The 17,167-nt window shown below is 52.4% G+C and carries 14 protein-coding genes; 7 read left to right on the top strand and 7 right to left on the bottom strand.

The annotated features are described in order from the left end of the window. Positions 1-33: 33 nt before the first annotated feature. On the top strand, positions 34-1,497 hold the full coding sequence (locus tag H141_RS0105100; RefSeq protein ID WP_157610756.1) for a Na+/H+ antiporter NhaC family protein: 1,464 nt from the start codon (positions 34-36) through the stop codon (positions 1,495-1,497). A 164-nt stretch (positions 1,498-1,661) separates the two neighbouring features. On the opposite strand, the gene H141_RS0105095 is transcribed toward H141_RS0105100, so the two are convergent. From H141_RS0105095 to H141_RS0105075, 5 genes are all read right to left on the bottom strand, one after another. After that, positions 1,662-5,651 carry an efflux RND transporter permease subunit gene (locus H141_RS0105095; RefSeq protein WP_019675167.1) on the bottom strand — a complete coding sequence of 1,330 codons (3,990 nt, stop codon included), beginning with the start codon at positions 5,649-5,651 and terminating at the stop codon, positions 1,662-1,664. After that, positions 5,638-7,467 (bottom strand): efflux RND transporter periplasmic adaptor subunit, encoded by a 1,830-nt coding sequence (locus H141_RS0105090; RefSeq protein WP_019675166.1) that lies wholly within the window; start codon positions 7,465-7,467, stop codon positions 5,638-5,640. Before H141_RS0105090 ends, H141_RS0105095 begins: the two co-directional genes overlap by 14 nt. Before the next feature lie 55 nt (positions 7,468-7,522). Then, on the bottom strand, positions 7,523-7,954 hold the full coding sequence (locus tag H141_RS0105085) for a hypothetical protein (protein ID WP_019675165.1): 432 nt from the start codon (positions 7,952-7,954) through the stop codon (positions 7,523-7,525). Between the two features lie 96 nt (positions 7,955-8,050). Then, positions 8,051-9,634 (bottom strand): amidase, encoded by a 1,584-nt coding sequence (locus tag H141_RS0105080; RefSeq protein WP_019675164.1) that lies wholly within the window; start codon positions 9,632-9,634, stop codon positions 8,051-8,053. A 99-nt stretch (positions 9,635-9,733) separates the two neighbouring features. Beyond that, entirely contained in the window at positions 9,734-10,072 is a 339-nt protein-coding gene (locus H141_RS0105075) for an ArsR/SmtB family transcription factor (protein ID WP_019675163.1), read from the bottom strand. 190 nt (positions 10,073-10,262) lie between these two features. On the opposite strand from H141_RS0105075, the gene H141_RS0105070 reads away from it, so the two are divergent. The 6 genes from H141_RS0105070 (at position 10,263) to H141_RS0105045 (ending at position 16,034) form a co-directional block, all read left to right on the top strand. Next, positions 10,263-11,198 carry a permease gene (locus H141_RS0105070; protein ID WP_019675162.1) on the top strand — a complete coding sequence of 312 codons (936 nt, stop codon included), beginning with the start codon at positions 10,263-10,265 and terminating at the stop codon, positions 11,196-11,198. 103 nt (positions 11,199-11,301) lie between these two features. Continuing rightward, positions 11,302-11,754, top strand: a complete 453-nt coding sequence (gene zntR, locus H141_RS0105065) for a Zn(2+)-responsive transcriptional regulator (RefSeq protein WP_019675161.1) — start codon at positions 11,302-11,304, stop codon at positions 11,752-11,754. Beyond that, on the top strand, positions 11,754-12,860 hold the full coding sequence (locus tag H141_RS0105060; protein WP_019675160.1) for an SO_0444 family Cu/Zn efflux transporter: 1,107 nt from the start codon (positions 11,754-11,756) through the stop codon (positions 12,858-12,860). Before zntR ends, H141_RS0105060 begins: the two co-directional genes overlap by 1 nt. Positions 12,861-12,973: 113 nt before the next feature. Continuing rightward, positions 12,974-13,465, top strand: a complete 492-nt coding sequence (locus H141_RS0105055) for a TIGR03546 family protein (protein WP_019675159.1) — start codon at positions 12,974-12,976, stop codon at positions 13,463-13,465. 10 nt (positions 13,466-13,475) lie between these two features. Beyond that, a complete protein-coding gene (locus tag H141_RS0105050; protein WP_019675158.1) occupies positions 13,476-15,227 on the top strand; it encodes a TIGR03545 family protein in 1,752 nt (583 codons plus the stop codon). Positions 15,228-15,311: 84 nt separating this feature from the next. Then, a complete protein-coding gene (locus H141_RS0105045; protein WP_019675157.1) occupies positions 15,312-16,034 on the top strand; it encodes a substrate-binding periplasmic protein in 723 nt (240 codons plus the stop codon). Positions 16,035-16,040: 6 nt separating this feature from the next. On the opposite strand, the gene rraB is transcribed toward H141_RS0105045, so the two are convergent. Continuing rightward, positions 16,041-16,412 (bottom strand): ribonuclease E inhibitor RraB, encoded by a 372-nt coding sequence (rraB, locus tag H141_RS0105040; protein WP_019675156.1) that lies wholly within the window; start codon positions 16,410-16,412, stop codon positions 16,041-16,043. 4 nt (positions 16,413-16,416) lie between these two features. Continuing rightward, a complete protein-coding gene (locus tag H141_RS0105035) occupies positions 16,417-17,160 on the bottom strand; it encodes a 1-acylglycerol-3-phosphate O-acyltransferase (protein WP_019675155.1) in 744 nt (247 codons plus the stop codon). Positions 17,161-17,167 lie beyond the last annotated feature (7 nt).

Raw genomic sequence — 17,167 nt, 5'->3', positions numbered from 1 at the left:
CGGTTTAACGGAGTTGTTATTAGAGAATAAAAAATGTCAGCAGATAACCCAATGGAAAGTCTTGCCGAACCCGTTGCTGCGGCGGTCGAAGCGGCCGCGATTGCGCCCAGTGCGTTAAGTTTAGTTCCTGCCTTTGTCGTATTAGCTTTTGCTATCTGGTTAAAACGCCCTATTCTGGCATTAGTTCTGGGCGCAGCAGCGGGCTTGGTGCTGATATCGCCCTCGGACGCCTTATTTAATTTAGGCGAAACCTCAGTGCGGGTAATGCAGGATGAAACCATTGGCTGGTTAATTTTAGTCTGTGGCGGATTTGGTGCCTTAATTGCCCTGCTGGTGCACACCGGCGGTGCCTTTGCCTTTGGCCGGATGGCGCAGCAATATGCCAGTGGCCGCAAACCTTCCCTGTTTATGACTTACTTGCTGGGGCTAATTATCTTTATTGATGATTACTTAAATGCCCTGACCGTAGGCGAAACCATGAAACGTATTACCGACAAATACAAGGTATCGCGGGAAATGCTGGCCTACGTAGTCGACTCGACTGCCGCCCCGATGTGCGTGCTGGTGCCTATTTCTACCTGGGCGATTTTTTTTGGCGGCTTACTGGTGGCCAATGGTATAGCGCCGGAGACCGATCCGAACGGCATTAAAACCTATATCTCGGCCATTCCCTATATGATTTACGCCTGGCTGGCGCTGATCCTGGTGCCGTTGGTCATTTTAGGGGTAGTGCCTTTAGTAGGCCCAATGAAAAAAGCCGAACTGGCTGCCCAACTGTCCAGTGGTAATATCGATGCGCCGGCCGAAACAGCAGCCTCCCATACCCACATCAGCGATGATTTTGCGATGGAGGCTTTTGAAGAGGAGTTTGATGCTTCGGACAAAAAAGGCGGCAAGCTATATAACTTTTTACTGCCGATGCTAATGCTGATTGGCTTTACCATCTGGTTTGAAGCCGAAATATGGCCGGCGCTGATCCTGACCTTTATTGTAACTATTCCGATGTATATGGCGCAGCGGCTGATGCCCTTCACCGAGATGATGGAGCTGATGATGCACGGTTTTAAAACCATGCTGCCGGCTATTTGTACGGTAATTGCGGCCTTTACCTTTAAAGATGTATGTGATCAATTGGGCTTGCCGCTTTATGTCATCGAAAACCTGTCGCCGTATATGACAGCTCAGATGTTACCGGCGCTGGTATTTGTCGCCATGGCATTGCTGGCGTTTGTTACCGGCTCGAGCTGGGGTATTTTTGCGGTGTCTATTCCAATTGTTATGCCATTGGCCATCGCGGTGGATGCCAATATTCCACTGGTAATCGGCGCCCTGTTGTCAGCCAGCTCTTTTGGCAGTCAGGCTTGCTTTTACAGTGATTCAACGGTACTGGCTGCGCAAGGCTCAGGCTGTAACCTGATGAGCCACGCGCTAACCCAGTTCCCTTATGCGTTAATGGCAGCGATACTGGCGTTCTTTGGCTTTGTGCTGTTGGCTTAGTTTAGCGTTGTTCAGTCGGCTTAGGGTAATCCGGTTCTCGCTTGCTAGCTGAAGCGTGAGACTGGAAACCCGATTTGGTTGCCACAGAGTGTCTGAGTGAGGGCGTCAGCTCGAACGAGTTGCTGTGGCAAGCCAAATGGGGTATTGCAGTCGATCGCGACTTCTTACTCAGGGGAAACCCTCCTCTCTTCCACCGCACAATACAACACCGGTACCATCAGCACACTAAGCAGCACAAACAGCATGCCACCTAAGGTTGGTATCGCCATGGGGATCATTAAATCCGCACCACGGCCAGTAGCGGTTAACACCGGCAACAGCGCCAAAATGGTGGTAGCCGAGGTCATTAGGCAAGGGCGAATACGTTTCATGGCGGCCTGTATTACCAGGGTTCTTACCTCAGAGCGGTTTGCCGGCCTGGCATCGGCAAATTGCTGTTTCAGATAACTGGCCATCACCACACCATCATCCACCGCGATGCCAAATAGCGCCAGAAAGCCGACCCATACCGCAATGCTTAAATTGTACGACTGCAACTGAAACAGTTGGCGCAGGTTAGTATCAAACAGGCTGAAATTTAAAAACCAGCTTTGGGCAAACCAGTCGAGCATAATAAAGCCGCCGGCCCAGGCGACAGCGATGCTGCTGAAGATAATCAGGGTGCTACTCACCCGCCGGAACTGCAGATACAGCAGCATAAAAATCAGCAGTAACGACAGCGGCACCACCCATAGCAAGGTGGTAGCCGCCCGCTGTTGGTTTTCAAAGCTGCCGGCAAAGCTGTAACTGGCGCCAGCGGGCAGTTGCCAGTCACCCGCTTGCAGGGTACTGTCCAGATACGCCGCCACCGCGTCAACCACCTCTACTTCTGCCCAGCCTGGTTTGCTACCAAAAGTAACATAAGCCGTTAAAAAAGTGTTCTCTGAGCGGATCATCTGCGGGCCACGCTGATAGCGAATGTCGGCCAGTTGGGTTAGCGGTACCGGGTAGCCGGCCGGGGTATCGATTAGTACCTCCGACAGCTGTTCCAGCGTATCGCGCCGCTCCCGCATATAACGCACGGTAATTCCATAACGCTCGCGCCCTTCAACCGAGCGTCCGGCGTCCATGCCACCAATAGCGCTGGCCAGTGTTTGTTGCACTTGCTGCATACTCAGACCATAGCGGGCAATGGCTTCACGGTCAGGGTGAATTTCCAGATATGGCTGGCCGACTACCCGCTCGGCACTAACCGAAGCGGGCTGCACGCCTGGTGCTTCGCGCAGTAATACTTCCAGCTGCTGCGCCAACTGGTCAAGTGTCGCCAGATCCGGCGCCGACAACTTAACCCCCATCGCCGCCCGCATACCGGTTTGTAGCATCAGTAAGCGGGTCTCTATTGGCTGCAGCTTCGGTGCCGAGGTTACCCCCGGCAGCCGCGCAGCCTGCACAATCTCCTGCCAGATATCATCTGGCGAGCTGATGTGTTCACGCCACTGTCGGTAAGGCCTGCCCCTGCTATCGGCAATCAGTTCGCCAGCGTCATCGCGCACAAAGTCATTGCTGAGCTTATCAAAGCGAAAGTACAGCCGGCGGCCATTGGCATCGGTTTTAAATTCGCTGTGATACTGGATCACCGTCTCAATCATGCCCAGTGGCGCCGGGTCCAGCGCTGTATCAGCCCGGCCAATTTTCCCGACCACCGAACGCACTTCAGGTATGGCCGCGATGGCCTTGTCCTGTTGCTGCAATACCGCCAGCGCTTCCGCTATCGAGGCATGTGGCATCAGGCTTGGCATTAACAAAAACGCCCCCTCGTCCAGCGCCGGCATAAACTCACGGCCCAGGCCAGGGTAGCGTTGGGTCAGTTTTTCAGAAAGCCCGGGCAGCCAGCTTAAGGTATGCTGCGCACCAAGCCAAACGGTACTGCCATACCCCACTAACAGCAGTGGCAGCAGCAGAAATAACCACTTCAGCCGTAAACAGCCCTTAAGTAAAGTTGGGTAAACCCATAGAAAAACGAAGAAAAACCCGAGCACCAAAGCCAGCAGCAACAGCACAAAGCCCCAGTTCGCCAGGGCACCTTGCATCGGCCCGAGTGGCAACCAGACCTGACTGAGCAAGGTCACCACACTCAACAGTACCGCTATTACCAGTAAGCCGTGGCCGAACCGCCAGGCCGTTAGCGGTAAACGGCCAGCAAGCTGCTGCCAGTGGCTGCGATAGCGGCCAAAAGCCGGCCACTGCTCACTAAACCTGGTAAGTAACGGCGCCTTATATTGTTGCCACAACAACACCAGGGCATACAGTGTTGTCGCCAGCCACAGCAGCGCTGAACCCAGCCAGACAACAAGCACAACCAGTGCCGCTAATAACCACCAACGCCGGCTGTTCAGCAGCCAGTAGCGCCAGCCATGGCTTACATCCTGCTTACGCCAATTGAATAATGAGTTTAGCAGCACCGGTAACACCGTTAACGCCAGTAACGCCGCCGCCAGCAACACAAAGGTTTTAGTGTAGGCTAACGGACCAAATAGCTTGCCTTCAGCGCCGGTCATGGTAAATACCGGCAAAAAGCTGATTACGGTAGTGCTAATGGCAGTAAGAATAGCCGGCCCCACTTCCTTGCCTGCCAGTAACACTGCCTCAGTGGCTGGCAAATCCGGCTGACGCTGGCGTTGGCGCAGCAGGTTTTCGCTGACAATAATCCCCATATCGACAATGGTACCAATCGCAATGGCAATACCGGCCAGCGCGACGATGTTAGCGTCTATTGCCAGCAGCTTCATGGCAATAAAGCTTAGCAGCACTGCTGCAGGCAGCATTAAACTTACCGCCAGCGCTGCCCGTAAATGCAGCAGCATCGCCAGCACTACCACCATGGTGATCAACAGCTGTTGAGTTAGTGCGTCCTGCAGGGTACCCAGGGTTTCGGCAATTAACTCACTGCGATCATAAAAGGGTACTACCGTTAGCTGGCTCAGGGTTAACCAGGCAGGCCAGGCCTGGGGCGGCTCACTGCGTAAAAAAGTCTGCCAGGCCTGTTGCACTGCCTCATCCCGCCCCTGCCACACCGGCAGTTTCCGGCTGCGGGCAAAGGCATCAACCTCGGCCACGGAAGTGTGCTGCCAGTCAATCACGGCTTTGGCCGGTAAGCCGCGGCTAACTTCCTGCAAGCGTTGTTTCACATTGCTAATTGCCTGGCGCGGGTTGTAGCCTTCGCGCACCGTCACCACGCCACCAACGGCTTCGGCACCGTTAACATCCAGCGCACCGCGTCTGGCCGCCGGCCCGAACTGCACCCGGGCCACATCGGCTACCCGGATAGGGGTCAGATCGGCAGCTAACCGCACCACCGCCTGCTCGATATCCTGCAAGTTTTTAATAAAACCAACGCCACGAATAAGGTATTCAACGCCATTGATTTCCCGGCTGCCGGCACTGACATCCAGATTAGCCGCCATAACCGCGGCGCTAACCTCAGCCAGGGTTACCTGATGAATGCGCAGTAAGTCCGGGTCGACTTCAATCTGGTATTCCCGCTGATAGCCACCAATCGAGGCCACTTCGCTGATACCTTCTGCTGCCAGTAAGCCGGTGCGCAGGTACCAGTCCTGCACCGAGCGAACTTCTTCCAAATCCCAGCCGCTGGTAGGGTTGCCGGCCGGGTCGCGCCCTTCCAGGGTGTACCAGAACACCTGACCCAGGGCGGTAGCATCGGGCCCGAGCGCAGGCTGCACCCCGTCTGGCAGGGTATCGGCCGGTAAACTGGCCAGTTTTTCCAGCAAGCGGCTGCGCGCCCAGTAAAACTCAATATCTTCATCAAAAATAACGGCAATGCTGGAAAAGCCGAACATCGACAGGGTTCGAACGTCTTTTACGCCCGGCACGCCCATTAAGGCGACACTAAGCGGATAGCTAAGCTGATCTTCCACATCCTGCGGCGAGCGGCCGGGCCAGTCGGTAAAAACGATTTGCTGGTTTTCACCCAAATTCGGAATGGCATCCACCGCCACCGGGCTAAGCGGCATACCGCTGTGCCAGCCGAAAGGCGCATAGGCAGCACCAACAACTAACAGCAAGCCAGTTAGCAGTACCACCAGCAGTTTCTGTTTCAAGCAGCCAGCCAGCATACGGTCGAACAATGATTTAACCTTTTGCTCAGTGGCCGGCATGATCGTGCTCCTTAGCATCGAACCGCTGCTGGATATCACCGCAACGCAGCATCGCCGGGCCAAAATACGGGTTTAACAGCTCAGCCTGCGGTTGCAACCAGGCAGCGCCCTCGCCGTCGCGGGCCATCGGGCAATAGGCCTGATACCAGCCCGCAGCCAGTACGCCAAGCTCGGCCAGCCTTAATAACCCCAGGTTATGCCGGTAAAACTGTTGCCTTGCCTCAGCCAGGCTGGTCACCTGCTGTAGCTGGTCGGCGCCCACGGTCAGTGCCCGCACTATACCAGGGAAGTTTTCCGGCCAGTTAATCGCTACCACCTGCTGGTGAAACGCTGCCATGGCCTGTTGCCACGCCTTCAGATTATCTTCTGTCAATGCCAGATATGCCTGCTGATAAGCGGCCAGCAATGTTGTTTCTTCTGCTGCGGTTAAGCGAAAATCATCCTCTGCTGGCTGCGGTGTGCTGGCATTTTCAGGGGTATCTGCCTCGTTGCTAGCACCAGGGCTTTGATTAGGTAGATGCGCAGCATGCGGATCATAACTTACTCCATCCGGCGCCATCATACTTGGCAGGCCACGTATTTGCAGCTCGCTATCCAGCCGGAACGCGCCTTTACTGACGACCAACTCGCCTTCAGCAAGACCGGACAGCACCTGATACTGGCCGTTAAAACGCCGGCCGAGAGTGATTTCACGGCTAATGAACGTCGGGTTGTCTGCAGCCAATTGCACATACACCAGCGCCCGCTGGCCGGTTTGCAGCACGGCTGATGCCGGGATTAGCAAGACATCGTCCAGGCTATCGATCAGTCTTGCGCGGGCCAGCATGCCCGGCTTTAAGCGCCCATCCGGGTTATCGAGCAACGCCCGGACCCTTACAGTACGCCTGTTGGTATCCACCACCGGCTCCAGCAGCAATACTTCAGCTTGCAGTTGCTCGCCCGGCAGTGCCAGTAATTCCACACTCAGCGCCTGTCCCGGATAAATTGCGGCCAGCTGATGCTCAAACGCTTCCAGTTCCAGCCAGACTTTATCCAGCTCAAGCACCGTAAACAGCGGTTGGCCGGCACTGACATAAGCGCCCTCATTCACCAGTTTATCCAGCACCCGGCCCGACACCGGTGCACTAATCGTCACTGTATCCTGCAAATCTTCACTTTGTAAAATAGCGTCAATCTGAGTAGCAGGCACCCCCAGTAAGCGCAGGCGCCGCCGTGCCGCCGCAAGGGTGCTGTCGGCAGCCAGGCTGGTGCCGCGGGCCGCGCCAAGCTGCTTGGCCTGCACCAGTTCCTGCTGAATAACAATTAAATCAGGATTAAAAATCTCTACCATCGGCTCGCCGGCTTTAACATCTACCCCGCTGCTCCTGAGATAAAATTGGTCAATCCGGCCGGCTGTCCAGGCACTGATGGTTTTTAACCGGCTCTGATCGGCCGCCAGCATCCCGACCAGCGCAATACTGCCCTCGGCCCGCTGCCGGCGTACCGGCGTCAGTTCAGGTTGCAACATCGCATAAGCACGCGGACTTAATCTAAGCTCGCCAGAAAATGGGTCAGAGTGATTTTCTGCTTCGTCTACGGTTACCGGAATCAGCGCCATGCCACAAATAGGGCAACGGTCGTCAGGGTTAGTAGAGCGCACATGCGGGTGCATTGAGCAGGTATACACCGTTGCTTGTTCAGCAGACGCAGTTAATTGCTGCAGTGGGCTTTGCTTTGTAACAGGGCTTTGCTGGGCAGGAGCTGCCATAACATTGCTATGGAGAAATAATAATACTGGCAAGCTGGCCAGTATGGCGCTTTTAACCGGGATAAACATAGTAAAACCTCTGCTTTTGACATACCAAAAATAACCGTAGCGAAAACGGTTGGTATCAAATCAGCAGCAGGTTCTTGCGCAAATAAAGTGGAACTGAGGGTCGTGGCGGTGGCGCCTGAGCAAACCAATTATTAGCAGGTTGGTTAACTGGCCAGATTTCGGCAACATGCAACCAACTGACTAAAAGCACCATAGCCGGTAGCGACAGCGGATCCAGCTGAGTGGCCTGAGTATCGCAACCGGAACAATTATCGTGCTGGGCTGTCAGCGTTGGCAGTTCGGTGTCGTCAATGCCGGATACGGGCAGTTGACCATGACAAGGCGGCGTTGTTGCAAGCTGCGCGACAGACTGCTGCGGATGGTCATTGACCTTGGCATGTGCCTGATTCACTAAACCACTGCACAGCAGTAAACACCAGGACAAAGCAAGGCTGACCATCAGCGGGATAGTCCAGTATTTTTGCTGTTGTACCAAAGTGCTTAACATAGGGTCTGTGTCAGCTGCCGTGTTATTTTAAGTTTATCTTACCAGATGAAATTGCCGCTAAGATTACGCCCCGGCGGCAAAGAAGTCAAAACCCGATCATCTTGATGGTTGATCATTAAGCTCTGCCATAAACCCCGGACGTTGATAAGCTGCCAGTTTTTGTTCCAGCAGGCTGGCCAGCGCCAGTAATTGTGGTTCAGACCAGGGTAAGCCAACCAGACTAACACCCAATGGCAAAATACCGCTATAGCCTGCTGGCAAGGTGATTGACGGGTAACCGGCTACCGCCGCAGCGGTTGAGGTACCAAAATTAAAGGCATCACCATCGACATGATCAATTGGCCAGGCCGGGCCATACGAGGGCAAAATAACCGCAGCAAAGCCCTGCCCGCGCAGATGCTGATCGAGTGCCTGCTCTGCCAGTTTACGACTATCGGCAAGTGCCTGCTGATAACCGGCATAGTCAGCAGCTAAATCAACAGCAGCGGCCTGCTCCAAATACTCCTGGCCATAAAAAGCCAGCGCAGCTTCGCCTTGCTCCCGGTTAAATTCAACAATCTCTGCCAGGGTATCCCGCTCTGCAGGCACCTGATATTCCGTTAACCAACGCTCTAAATCACGTTTAAACTCATAAATTAGTACTTTCAGTTCAGCCTGATATAAAGCCGCCGGCAGTTGCCACTGATCTGTACTAACCACCTCAATTCCGGCAGCAGTCAGCTCCGCTGTCAGCTTATCCAACATCGGCGCTAACGCCGCATCTTGTTTATCATATGCGCGCACCAGCAGCACTTTTCGGGCGGACGTAGCCTGCGACGCTGCCGTACTCAAAGGCAATTTAAACTGGCTTTTCGCAGCCGGCGTCAGCATTTCATCCAGTAACAAAGCGGCACCATAGACGGTTCTGGCCATGGGCCCGGCAATATCCTGTGCGGCAGCAATCGGAATAATACCTGCACCAGACACTGCGCTACGGGTAGGTTTAATACCGACAATGCCGTTAATCGATGCCGGACACATGATAGAGCCATCGGTTTCAGTACCCACTGCCAGCAGCGCTAAATCGGCCGCGACAGCAACCGCCGAGCCAGAGCTGGAACCACAGGGTGTATGGCTCAACAAGTGCGGGTTTCGAACCTGGCCGCCGAGGGCCGACCAGCCACTGGCCGATTTTTCACCGCGAAAATTAGCCCATTCCGATAAGTTAGTTTTAGCCAGAATGATGGCACCCGCCGAGCGTAACTGGCTCACCAGTGCTGCATCAGCCCGGGTTAGGTGGCCTTGTAGCGCCAGCGCGCCTGCGGTGGTCGGCATACTGTCGTTAGTAGCGATATTGGCTTTAAGCACCACCGGTAAGCCATGCAACGCAGAGCGTAATGTACCCTGCTGGCGCTCGGCATCAAGCTGCCGGGCCTGCGCCAGGGCGTCAGGGTCAATATCACTAATCGCCGCTAACTGATAACCGGCTTGGTTATGCCTTTCAATTTGCTGCAAATAATAGGCTACCAGCTGCTCTGAACTTAGCTCGCCGCTCGCCAATGCCTGCTGAGCTGCTTCGGTGGAGAGCCAGGCCGGATTGAACCCGTTTTCAGCGGAAATTTGCTCCGAAGTGGCTGAACCACCACTGCTGCAACCGCTAAGTGTAATCAGCAGGCTTAAACTCAGAATTAAATGGCGCATTGGCATTCCTTACTTATCAGTAATGGTTCATCCTAACTGTTTTAAGTTAGTTTTCTGCTACCTTTTATCGCATACCACAGGCTGTTGTTCGCAAAAGCATCAACACCTGTCGCTGCTAAGCGCCGCTTTGCTGATTGTTAACAGTGGTTGACCGTCAGCCGCACAACACTCTGCATATAAGTAGCCCAATAACGCCTCAACAACTGCAAACTGCAACTGACAATAAAGTGTTCGGCCCTCGCGCCGTTGCTGCAGTAAGTCTACCTTGATCATTCGGGCTAAATGATGCGATAAGGTAGAGCCCGGAATATCCAGCTGTTGCTGGATATCACCAACACTTACGCCCTGCCTGCCGGCTTTAACCAAAATACGAAATATTGCCAGCCGGGTACTGTGACCCAGCTCAGCCAGCCTGGCTGCAGCCATTTCAAGTTCCATTGTTCACTCCCTTCGCTACTGACTTTCGTCAGAAAATAAAATCATTCTATATTTATCGAAGCATATTGACAATTCCATATTGATCGAAATAAAATGATTCCACAATGATGGAAATGTAAGTGCCCAAGCGGGCTTTTTTATTAACTATTATTTCGATATTTGCGGAATAATAAAAATTAGGAGTTTGAAAATGCCGGATTTAACCAACCTTAATCAAAATGCGCTTTATGCCAGCCTGCAGTTCTTCGTCATCGTGTTCAGTGAACTGCTGCTGTTATTCGTGCTAATCAGTATGCTGGTCAGCTGGCTGCAGTTAAAAATTCCAAAGGCACGGGTCAAGGCGCTGTTATCTGGTAAAAGTGGCTATATGCTGGCGGCGGGCCTGGGTGCTATAACCCCCTTCTGTAGCTGTTCAACCCTGCCGATGATGGTTGGCTTGTTACGAGCCAACGCCGCTTTTGGTCCGGTAATGACGTTCCTGTTTACTTCACCGCTGTTAAATCCGTATTTAATCGCCATGCTGTGGGTTATTTTCGGCTTAAAGCTGTTACTGATATATAGCGTGGCAGTACTAGGGGTGGCAATTACCAGCAGCATGTTTCTGCAAGCATTTAATTTTCAGCGTTTTGTAACTTTACCAGCCGCCGCAAACAGCTGCTGTGGCAATGCTAATACTGCACCGGCAGTGCAGGCGGTAAGCAGAGTGTCACTAAAAGCATTACTGCAGCAGGCAATTAAAGAAACCCGCAGCTTTTTACCCCATATTGCATTGGGCGTTGCAGTCGGGGCCGTTATTCATGGCTATGTGCCAGCATCATTGCTGGCGGGCTTAAGCAGCACTAACCCATGGTGGCTGATCCCTGGTGCAGCACTTAGCGGCATCTTATTATATGTGCGGGCCAGTACCATGTTACCGCTGGCCGCCACCCTGGTTGCGAAAGGAGTCAGTTTGGGTACTGTCATGGCGCTGACCATTGGTGGTGCCGGCGCCAGCCTGCCAGAAATGATTATTCTAAAACGGCTATTTCAGTGGCCGCTGATGATTGCCTTTGTTCTGGTGGTACTGGGCACCGCTGTCGTGACAGGTATTAGCATTCAGCTATTGCTGGGTACTGACACACTTTGAGGGTTGGCGCCTGCTTATTTTAGCGGCTGCTTGACTCTGGAGTAAGCTCAAGGGTTTATACTAAGCGAATAGCAAAGTGTTAGCAGATTTCAGGAGTAATAAAATGAAAATTGGTGAGCTGGTTAAACGGCACGGTGTCAGTGTTGATACCATCCGCTTCTACGAGAAACAGCAGCTGCTAAATCCCAGCGCCCGCTCTGCAGCAGGCTACCGGTTGTACCTTGAAGCGGATAGTCAGCGACTGGCGTTTATCCTGCGGGCAAAAAGTGTCGGTTTTAGTTTGCAGCAAATTAGCGAGTTACTGCAAATTGAAGATAATAAAAGCCAGTGGCAGTGCAGTGATGTCAAAAACAAAGTGCAGCAAAAGATCCGGGAAATTGACAGACAACTGACTGAACTGCAGCAGTTCCGGCAGGCGCTGCAGCAACTCGATGATGCCTGCTGTGGTGGCAACATTAGCGCCACCGAGTGCTCTATTCTGGCCGCGCTGGAGCAAGGCAGCGCCGTTAAACCAGAGCAACATGCTGCTGAGCAACATAATAAGGAGCATAACTGATGCTGAGCTTTATCGATAATTTCTGGCAGCTGTTTGTGCTGTCAGCGCCCTGGCTGCTGGTTGGTTTAGTGGTCGCCGCAGTGATGAAAGCCTGGATCCCGATGGACTGGCTGCAGAAACAACTGGGCGGCGAAGGGATAAAACCGGTAATCAAAGGGGCGCTGTTAGGTGCACCGTTACCACTTTGCAGCTGCGGGGTTATCCCGGCTGCCATGCAGTTACGTCGCGGTGGCGCAGGCAAAGGCGCTACTGTCGCCTTTCTAAGCGCCACCCCGGAAACCGGAGTCGACTCTATTTCCGTGTCCTATGTGCTACTGGGGCCGGTGATGGCTATTGTCCGGCCAGTTGCTGCTATTTTAAGCGCTATTACCTCAGGTTTACTGGTAGGCAAAGCCACCGAACAGTCAGGCCCGGCCGGCGCGCCGCTAAAAAGTTGTTGTGCCTCCAAAGCAGTGCCTGCGGTCAGCGAGGCAGTTGTCAGCGAACCGGTTAAAGCTTCATGCTGCGGTTCAAAAAACACGGTACAGGCAAAATTGACGCTATGGCAACAAGCTAAAGATGGCATGCAGTATAGTACCGGCAAGCTATTAAGTGATTTTTATCTGTGGCTGATGGTAGGGTTATTTTTCGCTGCCCTGGTGCAAACCCTGGTACCGATGGATTTCCTGAGCCAATATGGCAGCAGTATCTGGACCATGCTATTAATGGTGCTGATTTCAGTGCCAATGTACGTGTGTGCCACCGCCTCCACCCCGATTGCCGCCGCGATGATGCTGGTAGGTATCTCGCCGGGCGCAGCCCTGGTATTTATGCAGGCAGGCCCTGCGACTAATATTGCCACTATCAGTGTTGTTTATAAAGAATTGGGCAAACGGGCGCTGGCCGCTTATTTGTTCGGGGTTATTGTTATGTCAGTATTGTTTGGCTGGTTATTGGATAAGGGGCTGGCCTATTTTGATATCTCTGTACAGGGCGCCATGCAACACCAGCATTCTGTGCTGCCAGGCTGGTTGGAACTGGCTGCCGCGTTGCTGTTGGCGGGTTTAATCCTGCGCATTATCTGGCAGCAACTTAGCCAACGTCGGCTTAACCACCAATTGCAGTAAAACCCTGCTTTAATTCCTTTTATTGTCACTGTTTCAAGCACCGGCGGCTGACAAACGCCGGTGCGCCTGTTACCTTATAAAGTAGCAAACATTGTGACTATGAAGGATGTCCTATGCTAACCCTGCTTGCCCGAATTCTTAAAGTACTGAACTCTGAAGCCTCACCCTGGCAAATTGGCTGGGCCATTGGCCTGGGTCTGCTGGCGGGTTTACTACCTTTTGGCTTACTCACCCTGTTCATTATTTTGCTGGTATGTCTGTTTACCATTAACCTGGCTACTTTTCTGCTGGTATGGGGCCTGTGTAGCGGTCTGATGTTTATTTTCGGTGACGCGCTGGAAGCCGTTACCTGGCAGTATGCTCAAAGCCCCGGCTTGCTGCAGCTGCTGGCGCAAAGTGAAACGCTGCAACTGTTTCATTTGCACCATACTCTGGTATTAGGGGCCTTTGTGCTGGGTATGCTGTTACTGTTGCCGGTGGCCTGGCTTGGCACAGTGTTGGTGAAACAATACCGCGGCCGGGTAATGAGCAAACTGCAACAGTGGAAAGTAGTGCAGATGTTAAAAGCCAGCAAGCTGGTGCAACTGTATGAAAAATTAAATTAAGGAGCGTGAGATGATCCGTAAATCCGGTTGGTTAATTTTTCTTGCAATGCTGGCTGCCATCCTGGCTCTGGTTTATCTGTTTCTTGGCACCGCCATCCGGCTTGGCATGGTATACAGCCTGGAAAAAGCCGTAGGCGCCGAAGTAAATATCAGCGACGTATCGGTAAGCCTGGCGCCGCTGACCCTTAACGTTAGTGAATTGCAAATTACCGACAACGCTAAACCCAGTCACAACACCATCAGTTTTAGTAACGCCCGCGCTGCCCTGGAACTGTGGCCCGCTTTACTGGGTTACTATGTTATTAATGATTTAGCCGTCGATGGCCTGGCCTATGGTACCGAGCGCAGCAGTCCGGGCAAGGTGTTTCGCGGGCCACATGCTGACCCGGCAGACAAAGTTGATTTACAGCAATTACTGCGCCTCGATTTACCCAATGCCGAAGAACTACTGGCCCGGGCCGATTTACAAACCGTGGCCCGTGGCGAAGAGTTACAGCAGCTGGCTAAGAACCAGCAACAAGTGCTGCAGGATTTACCATCACAACTGCCAGACAAAGCCAGGCTGGAACAAATTCAGGCAGATATTAAGGCATTAACCGACAGCCAAATTGCCAACCCGGCCGACTTAGCCGCTAAAGCAGCCGAGCTTAAAAAGCTGCAGGATACCCTGCGGGCCGAACGGGATAAACTCACAGCCGTGCAGCAACAGTTAAGCCAGAGTCGGCAACAGCTGCAGCAGGCAGTTGGCGCCCTGCGTGATGCCAGCAGCAGTGACTGGCAAAAACTGCAGGATTTGGCCAACATCAGCGATGGTGGCCTGGCGCCAATCAGCCAAATCTTACTCGGCGATTTCTGGGGTGAGCGGATTGGCCAACTGGAGGCCGTATACCGGCTGGCACAGCCTTATATTCCGGAAAGTTTACCGGGCAAGGAGCAGAATAACCAAGCGAAACTCAGCCTGCCAAACCGCATTTTGCCGCTTCCCAGCCAGCCTTATCCGGATTTCTGGATTAAAAATGCCCGGGTCAACTGGCTGATATGTGGGGGTGAAGCGTTAATTGAGCTGCAGGATATTACTGCCCAGCATGAGATTATAAACGCTGCAACCCGTTTTAATGCCGAGGTAACCGGCTTACCGCAGCTGTCATTGCTGAAACTGGATGGCGACTTTGCCGTGCTGGAGCAAATGGTTACTAATCTAAACTGGCAGCTCCAGGGCATTAATGTCGACAGTATGGATATTGGCCGTGGCGACACCCTGCTACAGCTGGCCAGTGCCAGCCTGAGCACCACCGGTAAGCTTAATCTGGTCGACAACCAGGTTAAGCAGCAGGCACAGGTGGTGTTGCGCCAGGCTGAGTTTAGCGCCAGCCCTAACAAATATATTCAGCAACTGGCTGCCCTGCTGAACCAGCAGGCAGAAATCTCCCTAAACTTAACTGCCAGCGGCTTAATCAGCGCGCCTGAAGTTAGCATTCGCTCACCACTGGATAAACTGCTGGCTGACGCCGTGCTGGGTGAAGCTAAAGCGAAAATTGCAGCGCTACAAACAGATTTACGCAGCAAACTCGACAACGAACTGCAACAACAGTTGGCAGGCCAGAGCGACTGGCTAACTACGCTGAATACACAGGACAGCGAAGCCAAAGCGCTAGAGGGCAATATTGAGCAAATGCTTAATGCCAAACTGGCCGGCGTAAAAGAGCAGGCCGCTGACAAATTAAAAGATAAACTACGCGACCGGCTTGGCGGCGGAGGCTAACCATCTGCTACCAAGACTGGTTGCTGTAACGTATTTCTAACCTACACTAAGTAACATAAGTAGTTTTTGAATGATGGTATTGGTATGCGTCAGGCTTTAATTTTTATGCTGGCTATTTTGTGGCAGCTGCCTGCTTATGCAAAGCCTGACGATTCAATTTTCTTGCGTTTGTATACCGAAGAATATGCCCCTTGGAACTTTACCCGGGATGGTGAAGTTTCGGGGCTAAATACCGAGCTTATCCAACAGGTGCTGGATAAACTAAGCTACCGCGGACGTTTTGAAATTATGCCCTGGGGTCGCGCCCAGCTGTTTACCCAAACGCAATCTAACGCCTGTTTTTTTTCAGCCGTCAGAACAACTGAACGCGAAGAACTATATCGATGGGTTGGCCCGTTAAGCAAAGAATATGTTCAGTTATTTTCGACAGACCCCAACCAGCCCAAATTTAATCACTTAGCTGAGGCAAGCAAGTTAAGGATCGGCGGCCAAACCGCCGACGCTTTTACCGACTATGGGGTTGAACAGGGCCTGAAAATTGAGCGTATTGCTGAGATCCCGGTAAACCTGGCAATGCTGCAGTTAAAGCGCATTGATTTATGGCTGGCCGGTTCAATTGGCGGCCCTTTTATTGCCTCGCAAAAAGACCTTGCTATCTATCCGGTTGCTACCAGTGATAAAGCCTTCGAACTCTGGATGGCCTGCAATATGCAGGTGCCTGAAGCCGTCATCGACAATCTTAATCGCACGCTGCAACTAAGCAAACAAGATGGCACGTTAGATACCATCATGCAGCGCTATAGATAATAGTTGTTACTCTTCGTCATCATCCAGCTCAAAATCTTCTTCGTCGCCTTCAAAGTACGTGCCCCAGCCATCGTATTCCACGCCGTGTTTGTGGGCCAGTTCTTCCAGCTTAATCGCATCGGCAACGATAGGTTCAACTTCCAGCGATTGCTCGCGAATGGCGTCAAACACCCAGGCATTGCTGCCGTCTTCAAACTCGACTTCTTCGGCATCGGTTACTTCGTAACCCAGTTTAAATAACTCAACGGCCAGCTTTTCCAGCTTGTTAAAGTCTTTATCGTAGAAGTGATGCTCTACGGTATAAAGTGCATCCGGATCGCTGCCATCTTCCAGCAATGCGCCTATGGTATCTTCAGTAAATTCCTGCCAGTTTTCCATGCAATTACTCTTTTAATTTGCTGTTTCGCGCAGTGTAGTCGTTGCCGAGCTCTTCATCAAGCCGCTGAATTTGTTCAGCCATCTGTAAGCGGATATTTTTGGCAAACTGGCGCAGGTTATCTTGTTTGCTAAACGGCTCTGGCGCGGCAAACTGGACGATAACCTTGCCGTTATTCCAGCGGTTAAGTTTGAACTGACCATGGGTGCTGCTCATTGTTACCGGTACCAGCGGCACATTTGCTTCCAGGGCAATATGAAAGGCTCCCATTTTAAAAGGCAGCAGGCCGCGGCCATAACTACGGGTACCCTCGGGAAACATCCATACTGAAATTTTATGCTGCGAAATGCGCTCGGCTGCAGCCAGCATAGTAGTTAATGCCTTATTTTTATCGTTACGATCAATCATGATATTACCGCTTAACCAATATAACTGGCCAAAAAACGGAATATATTTCAGGCTTTTCTTGCCAACCGTAACCGTGCGAGGCAACACAGTGCCACTGAGCGTAAATAAATCTAGGTTGTTCTGATGGTTGGCGATAAAAACGTAGGGCTCACCGACAACTATCGCCGGGTCGCGCCGCACTTCAACTTCAATACCCAGTATCCAGGAAACCTTGCCATACCAGTGGCTGAAAAGTGCGACGTTGTCAGGATGAAAAGGCCTGAACAAACAAACAATTAACCCTGCCAGGGTACTGAGAATAAAAAATAACGTCAGCAATATTAAACGAACGACAGCTATCACCCTAAGG

The organism is Arsukibacterium perlucidum DSM 18276, from assembly GCF_000382165.1.
Classification (GTDB): domain Bacteria; phylum Pseudomonadota; class Gammaproteobacteria; order Enterobacterales; family Alteromonadaceae; genus Alishewanella; species Alishewanella perlucidum.
Note: the sequence above shows the minus strand (reverse complement) of the source record. Positions and strands in the feature narration are given on the sequence as shown.